The organism is Streptomyces sp. NPDC000345 (assembly GCF_042898825.1).
GTDB lineage: Bacteria > Actinomycetota > Actinomycetes > Streptomycetales > Streptomycetaceae > Streptomyces.
The window spans coordinates 184,038-203,528 of the sequence record NZ_JBIAZE010000017.1; the positions used below are offsets into that span (position 1 = coordinate 184,038).

Here is a 19,491-nt window from a genome sequence, read left to right on the forward strand (position 1 = left end):
CACACCGCACTCCGGCGGGCGTCGGCACCCTGCCCCTGGAACCCCGGCACGTGCCGGGACACGGGGGGGGATCCCGACCACGGCAGTGGCGGGCACCCACCACCCCGGACCGGGCGGGGGCCGGGCACCCCGTGAACCCGGCCGGACAGGTGTCCGGCAGCCGCGAGACCGGCCCACGGCCGGTGCTCCGCACGCGGCAGCCCCCACACCCGGCAGACGCGCCGCACCCGTGATCCGCGCCTCCGCCGGGGACCCCGCCCGCCGCGATCCGCAGCCCCCGGGGCGGGCGCCCGCACCCGCACCACCGGCCCCGGCGAGCGCCCGCACCCCCGATTCGCACCCCCGGCAGGCCCCGCACCCGCCGGCCCGCGGCGCGTACCCCGCGCGCGGTACTCCTGAATCACTGTCGGCCGCCCGTGAGATCCGGGCGGCAGAACGGAGGGACGTCATGTCAGACGCTCCGCAGCAGTCCCATGCCTACCTGGTCGGCGGCGGCATCGCCTCCCTCGCGGCGGCCGCCTTCCTGATCCGCGACGGCGGCTTCCCCGGCGAGAACATCCACGTCCTCGAGGAGCTCCCGGTCGTCGGCGGCTCCATGGACGGCAGCGGCGAGCCCGCCGGGTACGTCACCCGGGGCGGGCGGATGCTGGAGGAGGAGGCGTACACCTGCCTGTGGAACCTCCTGGAGACGATCCCCACGCTCACCGACGAGACGGTGTCGGTACGGGACGAGATCACCGAGTTCAACGCCAAGTGGCCCACCGACGCCAAGGCCCGTCTGATCGGCGAGGGCGCCACGGTCCTGGACGCCTCCGACTACGGCCTGGACACCCGCGACCGCCTGGAACTGACCCGCCTGCTGGTGCTGCCCGAGTCGGTGATCGGGGCCCGCCGGATCCAGGACTTCTTCTCGCCGCACTTCTTCGGCACGAACTTCTGGGCCATGTGGCGCACGACCTTCGCCTTCCAGAACTGGCACAGCGCCATCGAGCTCAAGCGCTACTTCCTGCGCTTCATGCAGGAGTTCCCGCGGATGCACACCCTGTCCGGGGTGCGCCGCACCCGTCTCAACCAGTACGACTCGATCATCCGCCCGCTGCGGACCTGGCTGACGGACCGGGGCGTGCTCTTCGAGCACGGTGTGCGCGTCACCGACGTCGACTTCACCACCGAGCCCGACGGCGCCCGCCGGGTCACCCGTCTGCACCTCGACCGCTCCGGGCAGCCGGACACGTACGACCTCACCGGCGCCGACCACGCGTTCCTCACCCTGGGATCGATGACCGCCGACGCCGCGTACGGCAGCGACACCACCGCGCCCGAGCTGGTCCGCGACAAGCGTGACGGAGGGTGGCGACTGTGGGAGACCATCGCCGCCAAGGCCGACGACTTCGGCCGGCCCACCGCCTTCAACGGCAACGTGGACGAGGCCAAGTGGGAGTCCTTCACCCTCACCCTGCGCAGCCCGCTGCTCCTGCACCGCATCGAGGAGCTGTCCGGCAACCTTCCCGGCACCGGCGCGCTGATGACGTTCAAGGACTCCAACTGGCTGATGTCGATCGTCGTGCCGCACGCCCCGCACTTCGAGAACCAGCCCGAGGACGTCTACACGGTGTGGGGGTACGGCCTGTTCGTCGACCGTGACGGCGACTTCGTCGGCAAGCCGATGGCGCGGGCCACCGGCCGGGAGATCCTCACCGAGCTGCTCGGCCACCTCGGGATGCGGGACATCGAGGAGCAGGTGGCGGCGACCACCACCGTGATCCCGGTGATGATGCCGTACATCACCAGCCAGTTCGCCCCCCGTACCGTCCACGACCGGCCCCTGGTCGTTCCGCGCGGTGCCGCCAACTTCGCCTTCCTCGGCCAGTACACCGAGATCCCGGAGGACGTGGTCTTCACCGTGGAGTACTCGGTGCGCGGCGCCATGCACGCCGTCTACGGCCTGCTCGGCCTCGACCGGCAGGAGATCCCCGGCATCCACCACGCCCTGGCGGATCCGAGGACCGCCCTCGACGTGCTCAGGGCCGCGCTCGTCTGAGGCGCCGCCCTCCCTTGTCCGGCCACCGCGCACGGGCCTCGCGGGGCTCAGTCCGCGGGCGACCGGACGAGGGTGTTGTCGCCGCTCCGGCCGGCGAGGTAGTCGGTGACGTTGGCCGCGGTGGTCTCGGCGATCTGGCCGACCGCGTCCCGGGTGAAGTACGCCTGGTGCGAGGTGACCAGGACGTTGCTGAAGGTCATCAGGCGGGCGAGACGTTCGTCCGTCATCACCTCCAGGGACTTGTCGAGGAAGAACACCCCGGCCTCCTCCTCGTACACGTCCAGGCCCACGCCGCTCAGCCGTCCCGCGCGCAGGGTCTCCAGCAGGGCGTCGGTGTCCACCAGCCCGCCCCGGCTGGAGTTGACCAGGATCGCGTCGTCCTTCATCAGCGCCAGCATCCGGGCGTCCACCAGGTGGTGGGTGTCCGGCAGCAGCGGCACGTGCAGGCTGACCAGGTCCGCCTCGGCGAACAGGCGCTCCCGCTCGACGTACTCCATGCCCAGGGCCAGGCAGTCGGGGTTCTCGGCGACGTCCCAGCCCAGCAGCCGCATCCCGAAGCCGTGCGCGATCCGGGCGAACGCGGCGCCGATCCTGCCGGTGCCCACCACACCCGCGGTCCGGCCGCGCAGGTCGCGGCCCATCAGCCCGTCGAGCCGGAAGTCGAACTCCCGGGTGCGGTGCGCGGCCCGTACGATCCGCCGGTCGACGGCGAGCGCCAGCGCCCAGGCGAACTCGGCGACCGAGTACGGCGAGTAGGACGACACCCGGGCCACCGTCAGCCCCAGTTCCCCGGCCGCCGTCAGGTCGATGTTGTTGTAGCCGGTGGCGCGCTGGGCGATCATCCTGGTGCCGCCCTTGGCGAGTGCGCTCAGCACCTCCTTGTCCAGGGTGTCGTTGACACTGCTGAGCACCACCTCGTGGCCGGCCGCGGTCGGCGCGGTGTCCCGGTTGAGGAACAGCCGCAGACAGCGCGGTTCGTGGCGGCCGGCGAAGGCCCGGTCGAACGCGGCGTGCAGCAACGGCTCCTCGTCGGCGAGGACGCCGTACGCGACGATCTCCATGTGCTCTCCTCCCACGGGGTGGTTGATCACCCCACCACCGTAAGGGCAGGGCCGGTCGCCACGGTCCCGGGGCCGGGTGGCCCCTCTCGCGAGGACGTTGGGGACCTGCCGTCACTCCCGGCTTCGTCCGACCCTTGAATCGCACCGCACCGAACAAGTCCCAAGGAGCATCTGATGAAGGCAGCAGTCGTCCGGTCGTTCGGCGAGCCGCTCGTCATCGAGGAGCGCCCCGATCCGGAGCCCGGCCCCGGTCAGGTCCGCATCCGTCTCGAGGCGTCCGGGCTGTGCCACACCGACATCCACGCCGCCCACGGCGACTGGCCGGTCAAGCCCACCCCGCCCTTCGTCCCCGGCCACGAGGGCGTCGGCGTCGTCGAGGCGCTCGGGGACGGGGTGACCCATCTGGAGCTCGGGCAGCGGGTGGCCGTGCCCTGGCTGGGCTGGGCCTGCGGGCGGTGCGAGCACTGCCTGTCGGGCTGGGAGACGCTCTGCGAGCAGCAGCAGAACACCGGCTACAGCGTGGACGGCGGGTACGCCGAGAAGATGCTCGCCCCCGCCGATTTCGCCGCGCCCGTCCCCGACGGCATCGACCCGCGCGACGCCGCCCCGCTGACCTGCGCCGGCGTGACCACGTACAAGGCGCTCAAGGTCGCCGGGGTCCGTCCGACCCAGCTGGTGGCGATCTCCGGTGTCGGCGGGCTCGGCCATCTGGCGGTGCAGTACGCCAAGATCGCCGGTGCGACCGTCGCGGCGATCGACGTCACCGACGACAAGCTGGAGCTGGCCAGGGAGCTCGGCGCGGACATCCTCATCGACGCCCGCAAGGAGGATCCGGCCGAGGTGCTCAAGCGGCACGGCGGGGCCCACGCGGCCATCGCGCTGGCCGTCAACGAGCAGGCGTTCGCCGCCGTCTACGGCGGTCTGCGGCGCGGCGGCAAGCTGGTCATGGTCGCCCTGCCCGCCGGCGGGACCATCCAGGTGCCGATCTTCGACACCGTGCTGAACGGCACGTCCGTCATCGGCTCGATCGTCGGCACGCGCCAGGACCTGGAGGAGGTGTTCCAGCTGCACGCCGCCGGACGCACCAAGGTCATCTACGAGACCCGTCCACTGGACACCGTCAACGAGTCGATCGCCGAGGTCCTGAACGGGCAGATCAAGGCCCGCATCGTCTTCGAGATGTGACCCGCCGGATCCCGTCCCCCCGCCTCCTGAGAGACCGGAAGCCATGCCCAAGCTCTCCCTCGACGCACTGGCCCGCGAGCACCTGGACCGCGCCTCGGCGGCCTCCTCCGGACGCAGCGCCGCGACCGTCCACGGCGGTCACGGACACGCGCTGCGCCAGACCGTCCTCGCCCTGACCGCCGGCACCTCCCTCGCCGAGCACGAGAGCCCCGGCGACGCCACGCTGCTGGTGCTGCGCGGACACGTGCGGCTCACCAGCGGCGACGCGTCCTGGGAGGGCCGGACCGGAGACCTGATCACCATCCCCGAGGCCCGCCACGGACTGCACGCGATCGAGGACGCGGCAGTCCTGCTCACCGTCGCCCCATCGGGCTGACCGGGCGGACCGGCGTTCGTGCCACGCCGGGATCCGCCGCGGCCCACCCGTCCCCTCCAGAGGAATCCGACATGACCAGCAACGACACCCGGACCACCGTCACCACCGTGCTGCTGCGCTCCGACGGTCCCGTGGACGACGAGATCCTGGCCTACGCCCGCGCGAAGGTCGACGCCGTCGTCGCCCGGCCGGGACTGCCCGCCGTGGCCGGCGAGGTGCGCCTCGTGCGCGCGACCGCGCACCATGCCGACCGCCCCTGGTCGGCCACCGCCGACCTGCGCGTCGGCGGCCGGCAGATGGTCGTCCTCGCCGAGGCGGCCACCGGCCACGAACTCGTCGACCAGCTCCAGGACCGGCTGCGCCGCCAGACCGACAAGGCCGTCCACGCCTGGGACACCGGCCACCGGACGGCGGCACCGCCGTGGCGGGGCGGCGCCCGTTCGGCGTGAGCCGCAGCAGCCCGCGGGCCCGGCCGGTGACCTTCACCGGCCGGGCCCGCGGGCTGCCGGCGGGTCCCCCGGGACGCGGCGGGGCGTCCCGCGGAGCGCCGCCCCCGCGGCTCGAGGTCCGCACCGCCACCGCGCCCCGGGTGGGCTCAGGAGCTCGTGAGGACGACCAGTTCGCGGGTCGCGCGGGTCATGGCCACGTAGTGGTCGACGGCTCCCTCGATGCCCTCGCCGAAGTTCTCCGGGTCGACGAGGACGACCAGGTCGAACTCGAGGCCCTTGGACAGCTCCGGGGTCAGGGAGCGGACGCGGGGCGTCGCGCGGAACGCGGGGGCGCCGATGACGCAGGCGGTGCCCTCGGCATGGGCGGCGAGCCAGGTGCCGAGGATCGCGTCCAGCTCCGCGAGGGATCCGTGGCGGACGGGCACGCCGTTGCTGCGGATGGACGTCGGGACGTTGGCGTCCGGGAGGGCGGCGCGGATGACCGGCTCGGCCTCCGTCATGATCTCCTGCGGCGTCCGGTAGTTGACGCTCAGGGAGGCCACGTCGATCCGGTCGAGCCCGACCCGCGCGAGCCGTTCGTGCCACGACTCCGTGAACCCGTGCCGGGCCTGGGCCCGGTCCCCGACGACGGTGAAGCTCCGCGAGGGGCAGCGCAGCAGCAGCATCTGCCACTCGGCGTCGGTCAGTTCCTGAGCCTCGTCCACGACGATGTGCGCGAACGGGCCGGCGAGCAGGTCCGGGTCGGCGGGGGGCAGTTCGGACTCGTCGAACAGGCTGACCTGGGCGTCCTCGCCGCGCAGCATCGCCACCAGGCCTTCGCCGTCGTCACCGTCGGCGCCGGAGCGGGCCACGGCCTCGATCAGGTTGTCGACGACGTGCGCCATGCGCTCGCGCTGGGCGGAGGCGAGGGCCGCGTGCCGGCGGCTGCGCCGGGCGGCCTCGGGGTCGCCGAGCCGCTGGCGGGCCGCGTCCAGGAGCGGCAGGTCGGACACCGTCCAGGCCTGGGGCTCCGCGCGCTGCAGCCTGCGCACCTCGTCGCGGTCGAGCCAGGGGGCGCACAGCCGCAGATAGGCGGGGACCGACCACAGGTCCGAGACGAGATCGGCCGCTTCGAGCAGCGGCCAGGCGCGGTCGAGGGTCTCGACCAGTTCCCTGTCGTGCAGCAGCACCCTGCGCAACTGCTCGGCCGGGACGGCGGCGTCGTGCCTGTCCCTCAGGATCGTGACCAGTTCCTCCCAGATCAGGTCGCGCGCCTCATTGTGCGGGACACCCGCTTCAGCCGCTCCGAACGCCTCGGCCCAGTCGTCGGCGGTCAGCCGGACGTCGGCCCACGGGGTCGTGACCGTCATCCCCCCGGTGGGCGGCTCCTCGTAGAACCTGACGGCCTTCTCGATCGCCTTCACCATGTCCGCCGACGACTTCAGGCGGGCCGCCTCGGGGTCGGTCTCGGCCGACGCCGCGGCTCCCTCGGCGACGAGGTCCCGCAGGACGCAGGTCTGCACGCCCTCCTCGCCGAGGCTGGGGAGGACGTCGGCGACGTAGGCCAGGTAGGGCCGGTGCGGACCGACGAAGAGCACACCGCCCCGGCGGTGACCGAGACGGGGGTCGGAGTGGAGCAGAAAGGCGGAGCGGTGCAGGGCGACGACGGTCTTGCCCGTGCCGGGGCCGCCGTCGACGACGAGCGTGCCGCGGGATCCCGCCCGGATGACGGCGTCCTGGTCGGCCTGGATGGTGGCGAGCACGTCGCGCATCCGGTCCGACCGGTCGGCGCCCAGGCTGGCGATGAAGGCGGACTGGTCGTCGAGGGCGGCGTGTCCCTCGCGCCCGTCGGCGGTGAACACCTCGTCCCAGTAGTCGCTGATCCGGCCGCGGGTCCAGCGATATCTGCGGCGGCTCGCCAGCCCCATCGGGTCGGCGTGGGTCGCCGCGAAGAACGGCTCGGCCGCGGGGGTGCGCCAGTCGAGCAGCAGCCGGCGCCCCGTGCTGTCGGTGAGGCCGAGCCGTCCGATGTACACGGGCTCGGGGTCGTCCGCGCCGACCATGTGGCCGAGGCACAGGTCCAGGCCGAAGCGGCGCAGGGCACGCAGCCGGCCGGTGAGCCGGTGGATCTCCAGGTCCCGCTCCATCGCCTCGCGGCCGAGGCCGCCGGGCGCCCTGCGTTCGGCGTCGAGGCGGTCGGACAGTTCGGCGACGGTCTGCTCCAGGCACTGCGCGAGGGCCGCGAAGTGCTCCTCGTCGCGGGCGATCAGCGCCGGCTCGGCCTTGGCGGAGAGCCGGTCGGGAAGGTCGAAGGCACGGGTGGTCAGAGGGTTCATGTCATCGGCCCCGATCCGACCGGACGTCCTCGCATGACCCATGAGCTGACAGGAACACACACACTCCGCACGACCCCGATTCCCGAGTTCCGGTCTGAGCCAGCGATTCTGCGGCACGACCGGGGCCTTGCCGCAAGCCCCCCGGTGCGCTATAGGTTGAAAGTGGCGGGAGGTGTGCACTTTCTCTCGCGCCCACCCTCTTCTCCCCCCGGCTGACGCCGCGGCGGGTCCCGCCCGGCCGCCCTCCTCGGGCGAGGGCCTCAGGTGACCGGGTCGAGGAAGGTCAGCACCGACGCGTCCTCCTCGATCAGCGGGACCAGCGCGGCATTGAAGGGACCGCCGTACGGGGCCTTCAGATGCGCCTGGAAGGCGTCCTCGTCCCGGTACACCTCGAAGATCCAGAAGGCACGCGGGTGAGATGCCTTGGTGTAGACGTCGAAGGCGAGGTTGCCCTCTTCCTCGCGCACCTTCTTCGCGTACTCCACGATCAGGCGGGCGACGTCGTCCTCCGCGCCATCGCGGGCGGTGAACTCGGCGAGCAGGGTCTTGTTCACGGTGTGCTGTCCTCCGGGGGCGTTGCCGGTCGGGGCCGGTCGGGTCGGGCGGGGGTCGGTGCAGGCCGGACACGGTGGGAGCCGGGTGCCGGACACGGGTTGCACGGCACCGGCGAGGGGGTCGCCGACCGATGTCATCGTTGACATCGAGTGGCCCGATGATGGGGGCGGTCCCGCCGACGCGTCAACGGTGCGGCCGCGACGTCCTGCCCGGCCGTCATCCGAGGTCCGCCGTGACCGACCGGTCCAACTGGCTCCGCCACGGCGGGTTGGGACCGGCGACGGAGCAGGTCAGGGCCGCGACCCGGGCGGCGAACCGGCACGCCTGCGCGACGTCGTCGAGCCGGAGCCCGGTCAGCCGGCCGCCGAGCAGGCCGCGGGCGCCGAGGTGGTGCAGCAGTCCGGCGGTGAAGGAGTCCCCCGCCCCCACCGTGTCGGCCACGGTCGTCGCGACGGCGGGGACCTGGACCCGGTCGCCGTCGAGCGAGGCCAGGGCGCCGTCGGCACCGCGCGTGATCACGACGAGCCGCGCCCCGGCCGCGTGCCAGAGGTCGCACGCCTCCTCGGGCGGGGTGCCGGGCAGCAGGAGCTCCAGGTCGTCCTCGCTCAGCCGCAGCACGTCGGCGAGGGCGCACCAGTGCGCCAGCCGGGCGCGGTAGACATCGGGGTGCACCAGCAGCGGCCGGACGTTGGGGTCGATGCTGATGGTCGCGTGGGGGGCGGCCGAGGCCAGGAAGTCCTCCACCGCCGCCGCGCCGGGTTCCCGGACCAGGGCCAGGGATCCCGTGTGCAGACAGGCGGTCCCGGACAGGTCCACCCGGTCCAGTTCCCCGGCCGTCCACTGCCAGTCGGCCGTGTTCTGCGCGTGGAAGGAGAAGACGGCCTGCCCCCGGGCGTCCAGTTCCGCCACCGCGAGCGTGCTGGGTTCCGCGGCCCGGACGGCGTGCGACAGGTCCACCCCGGACGCCTCCAGGTGGGCCCGGAACAGCCGGCCGAACACGTCGCCGGACAGGCGGGCGAGGAAGCGCGCCGGCGTGCCGAGCCGGGCCAGTGACACGGCCGTGTTCGCGGGTCCGCCGCCCGGCAGGACACGCAGGGCGAGTTCGTTCGAGGTGCTCGCGGGCGCGGCGAACGCGTCCGCGACGCACTCCCCCAGGACGGTGATCTGGCGGGGGCTCATGGGCTGCTCTTCTCTGACGGACGTACGGGCGCACCGGGCACGTCGGGTGCGGCTGTCGGACGGCCGCGGTGGGCGGCGGCCTCGGACGTTGCCGATTTGTGACGAGCGGAAGGCATTGACGTTGCCGGGAGACGGAGTCCATCATCCTCGCCAGGCGGTGTCAACGATGACATAAGTCAACGATGACACCCCGGGGCGGCCCGCTCTGCACCCCGACCCGCGCCGCCCCCGCTACCCACAGGAGTCGATCATGCCTCGCACCACTCGTCTGTCCTCCTCCCTCCTCAGAGCCGCCGCGGTCACGGGCGTCGCGGCCCTCACCCTGACGGCCTGCGGGTCCGGCTCCGGATCCAGTTCCTCGAGCTCCGGCTCGGGTGAGGTCAAGGTCGGTCTGATCACCAAGACCGACACCAACCCGTTCTTCGTGAAGATGAAGGAGGGCGCGGAGAAGGCCGCGAAGGAGAACGGCGCCCAACTGGTCACCGCGGCGGGCAAGTTCGACGGCGACAACGCCGGTCAGGTGACGGCCATGGAGAACATGGTCGCCTCCGGGGTGAAGGGCATCCTGATCACCCCCAGCGACTCCAAGGCCATCGTGCCCGCGATCGAGAAGGCCAAGGCCAAGGGCGTCCTGGTCATCGCCCTGGACACCCCGACCGAGCCGGAGAGCGCGGTCGACGCCCTCTTCGCCACCGACAACCTCAAGGCCGGCCAGCTGATCGGCGAGTACGCCAAGGCCGCGATGAGCGGCAAGACGGCGAAGATAGCCGCCCTCGACCTGGCGCCGGGCGTCTCCGTCGGCGTCCAGCGGCACGACGGCTTCCTCAAGGGCTTCGGCGCCACCGACAAGGACGTGGTGTGCGCCCAGGACACCGGCGGCGACCAGGCCAAGGGCCAGACCGCGATGGAGAACTGCCTCCAGAAGGAACCCGGCATCAACGTCGTCTACACCATCAACGAGCCCGCCGCGCTCGGCGCTTACACGGCGCTGAAGGCCAAGGGCCGGGAGAAGGACGTGCTGATCGTCTCCGTCGACGGCGGCTGCACCGGCACCCAGGCGGTCAAGGACGGCAAGATCGCCGCGACGTCGCAGCAGTACCCGCTGAAGATGGCCGCCGAGGGCGTCAAGGCCGTCGTGACGTACGCCAAGGACGGCAAGAAGGCGTCCGGTTACACCGACACCGGCGTCACCCTGATCACCGACAAGGCGCAGGACGGGGTCACGTCCAAGGACACCGCCTACGGCCTGGAGAACTGCTGGGGCTGAGCCGCCCCGAGGCCCGCACCCCGCCTCCTTCCCCCCAGCGGGGCGGCCGGCCCCTCCTCCCCGACCGGGGACGGCCGCCCCCTCGTCCCCTTGGCCTCCGGCAAGGACGGACAAGGACATCTGTCTTCCGACAAGGACTTCGCATGACAGCCACGACCACGCCCCCGAGCGCGTCCTCGCCCTATGCCGAGCTCAAAGCGCCGACCACGGCCCGCCGACTGCTCACGGCGCCGACCACCGGCCCGCTGGTCGCTCTCCTTCTCGCCTGCGCCTTCTTCTCCCTCTCCACCGACCAGTTCCTCACCGGCGGCAACTTCTCGCTGATCGTGCAGCAGGTCATGGTCGTCGGCACCCTCGCCATCGGGCAGACCCTGATCATCCTGACCGCCGGCATCGACCTGTCGTGCGGCGCCGTGATGGCCTTCGGCAGCATCATGATCGCCAAGATGGCCGCCGAGGGTTCCCTGCCCCCGCTCGCCGCCATCGCCGTGGGCATCGCCGTGTGCGGAGGCTTCGGACTGCTCAACGGGCTGCTGGTGCAGAAGATCCCGCTGCCGCCGTTCATCGTCACCCTCGGCATGCTCAACGTGGCGTTCGCGCTGACCCACATCTACTCCGAGGAACAGACGGTCACCAGCCTGCCCGGCCCGCTGACCGCCCTCGGCGGGACCTTCCCCCTCGGGCACACCGACATCACCTACGGCTCCCTGGTCACCATCGCCCTCTTCCTCCTCCTCGCCTACGCCCTGAGCAGCACCGGCTGGGGCCGGCACGTCTACGCGCTGGGCAACAGCCAGGAGGCGGCCCGCCTCAACGGCATCCGCACCTCCCGCCTGACCATCGGCATCTACACCGTGGCCGGTCTGCTCTACGGCATCGCCGCCCTGCTGCTCATCTCCCGCACCGGGGTCGGCGACCCGCAGGCCGGCCAGACCGACAACCTCGACAGCATCACCGCCGTCGTCCTCGGCGGCACCAGCCTGTTCGGCGGACGCGGCTCGGTGCTGGGCACCTTCATCGGCGTCCTCATCGTCGGTGTCTTCCGCAACGGCCTGCAGCTGATGGGCGTCGCCTCCATCTACCAGACCCTGATCACCGGCGTCCTGGTGATCCTCGCGGTGACCGTCGACCAGATCTCCCGGAAGAAGGCCCGATGACCACCACCCCCACGCCCGTGCTGCAGGCCCGTGGCCTGGTCAAGCGGTACGGCCATGTCACCGCCATCGACGGCGCCGACTTCGACCTGCTGCCCGGCGAGGTCCTCGCCGTCATCGGCGACAACGGCGCCGGGAAGACCAGCCTCATCAAGGCCCTCACCGGAGCGCTCACCCCCGACGCCGGCGAGATCCGCCTCAACGGCGAGCCCATCACCTTCTCCGGCCCCCAGAGCGCCCGCGCCCACGGCATCGAGACGGTGTATCAGGACCTCGCCGTCGCCGCGTCCATGGACATCGCCTCCAACATGTTCCTCGGCCGCGAACTGCGCCGCCCCGGCGTCCTCGGCAGCGTCTTGCGGATGCTGGACAAGAAGCGCATGCGCCAGGAGGCCGCCGAGCACATGGCCGACCTGAAGATCGGCCTGCGCTCCCTCACCCAGGCCGTCGAGACGCTCTCCGGCGGACAGCGGCAGGCCGTCGCGGTCGCCCGGTCCGTCGCCTGGGCCCGCAGCGTCGTCGTCATGGACGAACCCACCGCCGCCCTCGGAGTCAAGGAGTCCGGCCAGGTTCTGGACCTCATCCGGCGGGTGCGGGACAAGGGCATGCCGGTCGTCCTGATCAGCCACAACATGCCGCACGTCTTCGAGATCGCCGACCGGATCCACGTCCACCGCCTCGGTCGCCGCGCCGCCGTGATCAAGCCCTCCGACTACTCCATGGCCGAGGTCGTCGCCATCATGACCGGCGCACTCACCGTCGACGAGGCCGGAGATACTGTCGTCGCGGATTCCGAGGCCGCCAAGGCCGCCGGAGTCCAGGCCGGCTGACGACACGAATCACCACTCACAGGTTCCGGCCGAGGCCGCGGCCGGAACCGACGAGCACAGGAGACACCTACCTCCATGGCAGCGAACCGCCGCCCCACCCTGGCCGACGTCGCCCGAGAAGTCGGCGTCAGCGCCAAGACCGTCTCCCGCGTCCTCAACGAGGACGGGCCCGCCTCCGCGCAGACCAGGGAACAGGTTCTCGCCGCCGTGGCCAAACTCGGCTTCCAGCCGAACCTCATGGCCCGCAACATCCGCGTCGGCGGACCGGACACCACCGTCGGACTGGTCATCCCCGACCTCGGCAACCCCTTCTTCGGAGCCGTCGCCAGCAGCATCGAGGACACCGTCCGCGACCGCGGACTGACCCTGCTCATGGGCTCCTCCGCCGACGACCCCGACCGGGAACGCGCCCTGACGGACAAGTTCCTCGCCCGCCGCGTCAGCATCCTGATGGTCGTGCCGTCCGTCGGCGCCGACCACTCCCCCCTCAAGCCCGCGCGTGCCGCGGGCCTGCCCGTCGTCTTCCTCGACCGTCCCGGAGTGGGCCTGGCCACGGACAGCGTGGTGAGCTCCAACCGTTCGGGCTCGCACGACGGCGTCGCCCATCTCATCGCCCACGGCCACCGGCGCGTCGGCTTCATCGGTGACCTTCCCACCAAGCTCTACACCCGCCGAGAGCGTCTGGCCGGATACCGTTCGGCGCTGCAGGAGGCCGGCATCCCCCACGACCGCTCGCTCGTCACCAACGCGCACGACCAGCGGGGCGCCGAGGCCGCGACCGCCCAGCTCCTCGGCCTGGCCGATCCCCCCACCGCCCTGTTCGCCGGCAACAACATCATGGCGCTGGGCATAGTCGCCGAACTGGCCCGCAGCCGCCGCAAGGACGTCGCGGTCGTCGCCTTCGACGACGTCTCGCTCGCCGAGGCGCTGGAGCCGGCCCTGACCGTCGTCGCCCAGGACCCCGAGGAGATCGGCAGAGCGGCCGCGACCTGCGCCCTGGCCCGCCTGGACGGCGACCGCGGCCGGGCCCGCACCATCACCGTCCCGACCCGGCTGATCGTCCGGGGGTCGGGGGAACAGCCGGCTCCGGTGCCGCGGGAGGCGTGAGCGGGGAGCGGAACCCCCTCGGCGAGAAGGCCGGACGGACCGAGCGGGCCGTGGCCCCCGGTCCACGCCGTCGGCGCGGCCGGCCCGCCGTCCCGCTCGCCGAGGTGTGCGGCACGGGGTCAGACCGCGGTCAGCGTGACGTCCTGTCGCTGCACCACGTGGAAGCGGGGCAGGGGCAGGCCGCCGCGGGTCTCGAGTTCCATGAGCGTGGCCTCGACGTGGGCGGGCCCGGCCTTCAGCGCGTCCACGCTGGCCTTGCCGGCGTTCTGCCAGGTGTGCTCGGCGCCGTCGCACACCGCGCGGCTGCCGCCGATGCCGTAGCGCACGGTCCCGGAATCCTGGTGGACGGCGGTGCTGAGGTAGACCGGGCCCGCGCTGCCGAGGCAGCGGTAGGTGCCGGTCAGCGTGACGGTGCCGTCGGCGGCGATCCGGGCGACCGCGTCGACGGTGAGGCTCTCGGACAGGTCGGCGCCGGCGGCCTGTCCCGGCACGACGAGCAGGAAGAGGGCGGCGCCGGCCGCCGCGGTCAGAGCGGGGCGAAGCAACATGGAAGACCTCCAGTGGTGGGGGGCTTCCACTGGTACCGGGCGGACGGGCCCGGGGCCGTGACCGTCACCCCTTCGGTGGCGAGTCCGCACCGGTCGTCGGCGAACGGTCCTGGAGTTGTCCTGGTGCTGTCACGCTTGCCGGAAGACCCTGGCGCTGTCCCGGAGGCGGGCGCATGGTCGTGCCATGCGAGGCCGGCCGTACGGCCGGCCCCCACCGACGTGGAGGTGCGCCATGTGTTCCCACTCCGTCGCCGGCGCTTCGGCCGACGCCCACGCCATGCACGTCGTCGCCGCCCACCCCGAGCAGGGCTGGAGCCTGCTGTGCGACGGCACGATCGTCTTCGACGACTCCGGGGAGCTCCTGCCCGACGGCCGGGTCGTGGCCCCGCACCGGGTGACCGCCGGCCGGCTCGCCGTCGCGGCGTGACCCCCGCTCCCCGGGGCGCGGATCACGGGTCCAGTACCGCGAACCCGTCCACCTCGACCAGAGCCTGCGCGTCCCACAGCCGTACGACGCCGACCACCGCCATCGCCGGATAGTCCCGGCCCGCAGACTCCCGCCAGATCCGGCCGAGTTCGGCGGCGTGGGACCGGTACGCGGCGACGTCCGTGACGTAGACCGTGACCCGCGCCAGGTCCCCCGGCGTGCCGCCGGCCGCCCGCAGTGCGGTCAGCAGGTTGGTGAGCGCCCGGGCGAACTGCTCGGGCAGCGACTCCCCCACGACCTTCCCGTCGGTGTCGAGCGCGGTCTGGCCCGCCAGGAACACCAGCCGGGAGCCGCTGGCGACGACGGCGTGGGAGAAGCCGGCGGGCGGGGACAGCGCCGGCGGGTTGACGCGTTCGGCGGTCATCGGGCGGCCTCCAGACCGGCGTACAGCTCGCGGGCGATGATGCCGCGCTGGACCTCGCTGGCCCCTTCGTAGATGCGCGGGGCGCGGACCTCGCGGTAGAGGTGTTCGAGCAGGTGGCCGCGGTGCAGGGCACGGGCGCCGTGGAGCTGGACGGCCGCGTCCACGACGTACTGCGCGGTCTCGGTGGCCAGCAGCTTGGCCATGGCGGCGCGCCGCGGGACGTCGGGGGCGCCGGCGTCGTACGCCGTGGCCGCCGCGTGGACCATCAGCCGGGCGGCCTCGGTGCGCAGGGCCATCTCGGCGACGGTGTGGGCGACGGTCTGCAGGTCCCTCAGCTTGCCGCCGAAGGCGTCCCGCCGGGAGGTCCAGACGAGGGTCGCGTCGAGGGCCGCCTGGGCCATGCCGACCGCGAAGGCGCCGACGCTCGGGCGGAAGAGGTCGAGGGTGGTCATGGCGACGCGGAAGCCCCGGTCGGGTTCACCGAGGACGTCGGCCGCGGTGACGGGGACGGCGTCGAAGCCGAGGGCGCCGACGGGGTGCGGGGAGAGCATGTCGAGGGGGGTCCCGGTGAGACCGGGGCGGTCGGCGGGGACGAGGAAGGCGGTGACGCCGCGGGCTCCGGCGCCCCGCGTCGTACGGGCGAAGACGGTGTAGAAGTCGGCCTCGGGGGCGTTGGAGATCCAGCGCTTCTCGCCGGTCAGGCGCCAGGCGTCCGGGCCGTCGGGCTCGGCGGCGAGGGACAGCGCCGCCGCGTCCGACCCCGCCCCCGGTTCGGACAGCGCGAACGCGGCGACCGCACCGCCGTCGGCGACGCGCGGCAGCCAGCGCTCGCGCTGGGCGGGGCTGCCGTGGGCGTGGACCGGATGCGCGCCGAGCCCCTGGAGGGCCAGGGCGGTCTCCGCCTCCGTGCAGCCCTGCGCGAGGGATTCGCGCATCAGGCACAGGTCGAGGGCGCCCGAGGTGAACAGGCGGGAGAGCAGGCCCAGTCGGCCGAGTTCGGCGAGGAGGGTCCGGTTGACGCGGCCCGGTTCGCCCTTCTCGGCGAGCGGGCGCAGCCGGTCGGCCGCCAGGGTGCGCAACTCGGCGCACCAGGCGGTCTGTGCCGGTTCGAGCGAGAATGCGGGCATCGCCTGTCCCCTCTGCCGCCCCTGTCCGGGCCCGTCCACGCCCTGCCCGGCGGTCTCCTGCCGACGGTATCGCGTACCGTTGACTGTCGTCACCAACACGATACGCTCGATCCGCGAGGCCACCTCGACGCCCACCCGCGCAGCCCGTCCAGGCAAGGGGGCGAACGCCCATGAACGTCTCGGCCCACGTCGACACCTTCGCGCGCGACCACCTCCCGCCGCCCGGCCAGTGGCCCGACCTCCGCTTCGACCTGCCGGAACTGCGCTACCCCGACCGGCTGAACTGCGCCGCCGAACTGCTCGGCCACGGCCACTCCCCCGACCGGCCGGTGTTCCACCTCCCGTCGGGACCGGCCTGGACGTACGGGGAGTTGCGCGCCCGGGTCGACCGGATCGCACATCTGCTCACCGGCGACCTCGGTGTCGTGCCCGGCAACCGGGTCCTGCTGCGCGGCCCGACCACGCCCTGGCTCGCGGCCTGCTGGCTGGCGGTGCTGAAGGCGGGCGCGATCGCGGTCACCGTGCTGGACCGGCAGCGGCCGCACGAGCTGCGCACGATGGGCGAGATCGCCCGGGTGGAGCACGCCCTGTGCGACGTGCGGGCGGTCGACGACCTCGCCAAGGCGGAGATACCGGGGCTGCGGATCACCACGTACGGCGGCGACTCCCCCGAGGACCTGCTGCACCGGCCGGCGCCGAGCACGCCGTACACCGCCGTGGACACCGCCGCCGACGACGTGGCGCTGATCGCGTTCACCTCCGGCACCACCGGCCGGCCGAAGGGGTGTCTGCACTTCCACCGGGACGTGCTGGCGATCGCCGACACCTTCTCCCGGCACGTCCTCAAGCCGCTTGCGGACGACGTCTTCGCCGGCAGTCCCCCGCTCGGCTTCACCTTCGGCCTGGGCGGTCTGGTCGTCTTCCCGCTGCGGGCGGGGGCCAGCGCGCTGCTGCTCGAACAGGCGGGCCCCCGGCAGCTGTTGCCCGCGATCGCCGAGCACCGGGTGAGCGTGCTGTTCACGGCGCCCACCGCCTACCGCGCGATGCTCGACGACCTCCGCGCGCACGACGTGACCTCGCTGCGCCGCTGTGTCTCCGCCGGCGAGAACCTGCCCGCGGCGACCTGGCGGGCCTGGCACGAGCGGACCGGGCTGCGGCTCATCAACGGCATCGGCGCCACCGAGCTGCTGCACATCTTCATCTCCGCCGCCGACGAGCACATCCGTCCCGGCACCACCGGCGTCCCGGTCCCCGGCTGGCACGCGCGCGTGCAGGACGGGGACGGCGCGCCCGTGCCCGACGGCGAGCCCGGACTGCTCGCCGTGCGCGGCCCGGTCGGCTGCCGCTACCTCGCCGACCCGCGCCAGCGGGAGTACGTGCGCGAGGGGTGGAACGTCACCGGCGACACCTATGTCCGCGAGCCCGACGGCTACTTCCGGTACGTGGCCCGCGCCGACGACATGATCATCTCCGCCGGTTACAACATCGCGGGGCCCGAGGTCGAGGAGGCGCTGCTGCGCCACCCGGACGTGGTCGAGGCGGCCGTCGTGGGACGGCCCGACGAGGACCGGGGGCAGGTGGTCGTGGCGTTCGCCGTGCTGCGCGGGGGCGCACCGCGGGACGTCGACGCCCTGCGGGCCTTCCTCAAGGCGGAGCTGGCGCCGTACAAGTGTCCGCGTGAGATCGTGCTCCTGGAGGCGCTGCCGCGCACCGCGACCGGCAAACTCCAGCGGTTCAGGCTGCGCACCGCGGGGCACGACGAAGGTCACACCGGTGGTGACACCGATAATGACCAGCAGTGATACCGACGGACCTAAGATGATCAACGTGTCCGACCAGCCCGCACCTCGGTCTCTCATCGTCACGCTCTACGGCGCCTACGGCCGCTTCGTGCCGGGCCCGGTGCCCGTCGCCGAGCTGATCCGGCTGCTCGCCGCGGTCGGCGTCGACGCCCCCTCCGTACGCTCCTCGGTGTCCCGGCTCAAGCGGCGGGGACTGCTGCTGCCGGCCCGTACGGCACAGGGCGCGGCCGGGTACGAACTCTCCGAGGAGGCGCGGCAGTTGCTCGACGACGGGGACCGGCGCATCTACGCCGCGGCACCCGCCGGGGACGAGAGCTGGGTGCTGGCGGTGTTCTCCGTGCCGGAGTCGGAGCGGCAGAAGCGGCACGTCCTGCGCTCACGGCTGGCGGGCCTGGGTTTCGGCACCGCGGCCCCGGGGGTGTGGATCGCCCCGGCGCGGCTGTACGAGGAGACCCGGCACACCCTCGAGCGGCTCAGGCTCGACGGGTACGTCGACTTCTTCCGCGGCGAGCACCTCGGCTTCGCGCCGACCGTCGAGGCGGTGGCCCGCTGGTGGGACCTGGCGGCCATCGCCAAGGAGCACGAGGCGTTCCTCGACCGCCACGCGCAGGTGCTGCGGTCCTGGCAGCAGCGGCCGGACACCCCTCCGCAGGAGGCCTACCGCGACTACCTGCTCGCCCTGGACTCCTGGCGTCATCTGCCCTACGCCGACCCGGGCCTGCCCGCCCGGCTGCTCCCCGCGAACTGGCCGGGGTCGCGCTCGGCGGCCGTCTTCCACGGACTGCACGAGCGGCTGCGGGACGCGGGCGCGGAGTTCGCCGGGGTGTGAGCCCGGTCCGTGAACGGTTCATGACGGGACCCTGTGATCCCTTGCGCACCAGGAGTCACTCAGCCAAACCTCAGGTTCCTTAACAACTCCTCTCAGACTCCTTACCTACCGTTCCACGCGTCGCACGCCGGTAGGAAAGAGGACTGTTGCGCATGACCAGCACGCCAAGGGCCCAGGGAGCCACGGTCTGGCTCACCGGGCTGCCCAGTGCGGGCAAGACGACGATCGCCCGCCTCCTCAGGGACCGGCTCAAGGCCGAGGGACACCGCGTGGAGGTCCTGGACGGCGACGAGATCCGCCGTTTCCTCTCCGCCGGCCTCGGCTTCAGCCGCGAGGACCGCAACACCAACGTGCAGCGGATCGGGCTCGTCTCCGAGGTCCTGGCGCGCAACGGCGTGCTGTCGGTCGTTCCCGTCATCGCGCCCTACGCCGACAGCCGCGAGGCGGTCCGCAGGCGGCACGAGAAGAGCGGGACGCCGTACATCGAGGTGCATGTCGCCACTCCGGTCGACGTGTGCAGCGAGCGGGACGTGAAGGGGCTGTACGCCCGGCAGGCGGCGGGCGAGCTGACCGGGCTGACCGGCGTCGACGACCCGTACGAGGCGCCGGTGGACCCCGCGCTCGTGCTGGCGACGCAGGAGCAGACGCCGAAGGAGTCGGCGGACGCGGTGTACACGGTGCTGGCGGCACGGGGGCTCGTATGACCGGCTTCGGCCTCTCCCATCTGGACGCGCTGGAGTCCGAGGCGGTGCACATCTTCCGCGAGGTGGCGGGCGAGTTCGAGAACCCGGTGATCCTGTTCTCCGGCGGCAAGG

Annotated in this window: 19 protein-coding genes and 1 pseudogene; 13 read left to right on the forward strand and 7 right to left on the reverse strand. The window is 72.8% G+C overall.

The features are described 5' to 3' along the window. Positions 1–448 precede the first annotated feature (448 nt). On the forward strand, positions 449–2,041 hold the full coding sequence (locus ACFY30_RS32570) for an oleate hydratase (RefSeq protein ID WP_390848736.1): 1,593 nt from the start codon (positions 449–451) through the stop codon (positions 2,039–2,041). Positions 2,042–2,088: 47 nt separating this feature from the next. Here ACFY30_RS32570 and ACFY30_RS32575 read toward each other — a convergent pair whose 3' ends face one another. Continuing rightward, positions 2,089–3,102: a 2-hydroxyacid dehydrogenase gene (locus ACFY30_RS32575; protein ID WP_390848737.1), complete on the reverse strand. Its 1,014-nt coding sequence runs from the start codon at positions 3,100–3,102 to the stop codon at positions 2,089–2,091. A 174-nt stretch (positions 3,103–3,276) separates the two neighbouring features. On the opposite strand from ACFY30_RS32575, the gene adhP reads away from it, so the two are divergent. The 3 genes from adhP (at position 3,277) to ACFY30_RS32590 (ending at position 5,112) form a co-directional block, all read left to right on the forward strand. Continuing rightward, positions 3,277–4,287, forward strand: coding sequence for an alcohol dehydrogenase AdhP (adhP, locus tag ACFY30_RS32580; protein WP_390662467.1), 1,011 nt, complete (start codon positions 3,277–3,279; stop codon positions 4,285–4,287). Between the two features lie 43 nt (positions 4,288–4,330). Beyond that, positions 4,331–4,663 carry a cupin domain-containing protein gene (locus tag ACFY30_RS32585; RefSeq protein ID WP_390848738.1) on the forward strand — a complete coding sequence of 111 codons (333 nt, stop codon included), beginning with the start codon at positions 4,331–4,333 and terminating at the stop codon, positions 4,661–4,663. 71 nt (positions 4,664–4,734) lie between these two features. Then, complete coding sequence (locus ACFY30_RS32590) at positions 4,735–5,112, forward strand: hypothetical protein (RefSeq protein ID WP_390848739.1); 378 nt, start codon at positions 4,735–4,737, stop codon at positions 5,110–5,112. A gap of 146 nt (positions 5,113–5,258) precedes the next feature. Here the strand turns inward: ACFY30_RS32590 and helR are convergent, their stop codons facing one another. The 3 genes from helR to ACFY30_RS32605 form a co-directional block, all read right to left on the reverse strand. Further along, on the reverse strand, positions 5,259–7,427 hold the full coding sequence (gene helR, locus ACFY30_RS32595; RefSeq protein WP_390848740.1) for an RNA polymerase recycling motor ATPase HelR: 2,169 nt from the start codon (positions 7,425–7,427) through the stop codon (positions 5,259–5,261). Positions 7,428–7,687: 260 nt separating this feature from the next. Next, the gene (locus ACFY30_RS32600) at positions 7,688–7,981 is read right to left on the reverse strand and encodes a putative quinol monooxygenase (protein WP_390848741.1); all 294 of its coding nucleotides are present in this window, start codon (positions 7,979–7,981) and stop codon (positions 7,688–7,690) included. A gap of 217 nt (positions 7,982–8,198) precedes the next feature. Next, a complete protein-coding gene (locus ACFY30_RS32605) occupies positions 8,199–9,161 on the reverse strand; it encodes a carbohydrate kinase (RefSeq protein ID WP_390848742.1) in 963 nt (320 codons plus the stop codon). Positions 9,162–9,411: 250 nt separating this feature from the next. On the opposite strand from ACFY30_RS32605, the gene ACFY30_RS32610 reads away from it, so the two are divergent. The 4 genes from ACFY30_RS32610 (at position 9,412) to ACFY30_RS32625 (ending at position 13,519) form a co-directional block, all read left to right on the forward strand. Beyond that, on the forward strand, positions 9,412–10,428 hold the full coding sequence (locus ACFY30_RS32610; RefSeq protein WP_390848743.1) for a sugar ABC transporter substrate-binding protein: 1,017 nt from the start codon (positions 9,412–9,414) through the stop codon (positions 10,426–10,428). Between the two features lie 143 nt (positions 10,429–10,571). Then, entirely contained in the window at positions 10,572–11,585 is a 1,014-nt protein-coding gene (locus ACFY30_RS32615) for an ABC transporter permease (RefSeq protein WP_390662474.1), read from the forward strand. After that, positions 11,582–12,412: an ATP-binding cassette domain-containing protein gene (locus tag ACFY30_RS32620; RefSeq protein WP_390848744.1), complete on the forward strand. Its 831-nt coding sequence runs from the start codon at positions 11,582–11,584 to the stop codon at positions 12,410–12,412. Before ACFY30_RS32615 ends, ACFY30_RS32620 begins: the two co-directional genes overlap by 4 nt. 75 nt (positions 12,413–12,487) lie before the next feature. After that, a complete protein-coding gene (locus ACFY30_RS32625) occupies positions 12,488–13,519 on the forward strand; it encodes a LacI family DNA-binding transcriptional regulator (protein ID WP_390848745.1) in 1,032 nt (343 codons plus the stop codon). Positions 13,520–13,638: 119 nt separating this feature from the next. Here the strand turns inward: ACFY30_RS32625 and ACFY30_RS32630 are convergent, their stop codons facing one another. Continuing rightward, positions 13,639–14,067 (reverse strand): DUF6299 family protein, encoded by a 429-nt coding sequence (locus ACFY30_RS32630; RefSeq protein WP_390848746.1) that lies wholly within the window; start codon positions 14,065–14,067, stop codon positions 13,639–13,641. 232 nt (positions 14,068–14,299) lie between these two features. Here ACFY30_RS32630 and ACFY30_RS32635 point away from each other — a divergent pair, with 232 nt between their 5' ends. Continuing rightward, complete coding sequence (locus tag ACFY30_RS32635; RefSeq protein ID WP_390848747.1) at positions 14,300–14,494, forward strand: DUF5999 family protein; 195 nt, start codon at positions 14,300–14,302, stop codon at positions 14,492–14,494. 22 nt (positions 14,495–14,516) lie between these two features. Here ACFY30_RS32635 and ACFY30_RS32640 read toward each other — a convergent pair whose 3' ends face one another. Together ACFY30_RS32640 and ACFY30_RS32645 are read right to left on the reverse strand one after the other, a co-directional pair. Then, positions 14,517–14,918 carry a RidA family protein gene (locus tag ACFY30_RS32640; protein WP_390848748.1) on the reverse strand — a complete coding sequence of 134 codons (402 nt, stop codon included), beginning with the start codon at positions 14,916–14,918 and terminating at the stop codon, positions 14,517–14,519. Then, positions 14,915–16,045, reverse strand: a complete 1,131-nt coding sequence (locus ACFY30_RS32645) for an acyl-CoA dehydrogenase family protein (protein ID WP_390848749.1) — start codon at positions 16,043–16,045, stop codon at positions 14,915–14,917. Before ACFY30_RS32645 ends, ACFY30_RS32640 begins: the two co-directional genes overlap by 4 nt. Before the next feature lie 170 nt (positions 16,046–16,215). Here ACFY30_RS32645 and ACFY30_RS32650 point away from each other — a divergent pair, with 170 nt between their 5' ends. The 4 genes and pseudogenes from ACFY30_RS32650 to ACFY30_RS32665 all read left to right on the forward strand — a co-directional run. After that, positions 16,216–17,847 carry an AMP-binding protein gene (locus ACFY30_RS32650; RefSeq protein ID WP_390848750.1) on the forward strand — a complete coding sequence of 544 codons (1,632 nt, stop codon included), beginning with the start codon at positions 16,216–16,218 and terminating at the stop codon, positions 17,845–17,847. A 16-nt stretch (positions 17,848–17,863) separates the two neighbouring features. After that, on the forward strand, positions 17,864–18,676 hold the full coding sequence (locus tag ACFY30_RS32655) for a PaaX family transcriptional regulator C-terminal domain-containing protein (protein ID WP_390848752.1): 813 nt from the start codon (positions 17,864–17,866) through the stop codon (positions 18,674–18,676). 152 nt (positions 18,677–18,828) lie between these two features. Further along, on the forward strand, positions 18,829–19,380 hold the full coding sequence (gene cysC, locus ACFY30_RS32660; protein ID WP_390848753.1) for an adenylyl-sulfate kinase: 552 nt from the start codon (positions 18,829–18,831) through the stop codon (positions 19,378–19,380). Beyond that, positions 19,377–19,491: pseudogene (locus tag ACFY30_RS32665) on the forward strand (sulfate adenylyltransferase small subunit); the annotation flags it as partial. The gene cysC and the pseudogene ACFY30_RS32665, both read left to right, overlap by 4 nt.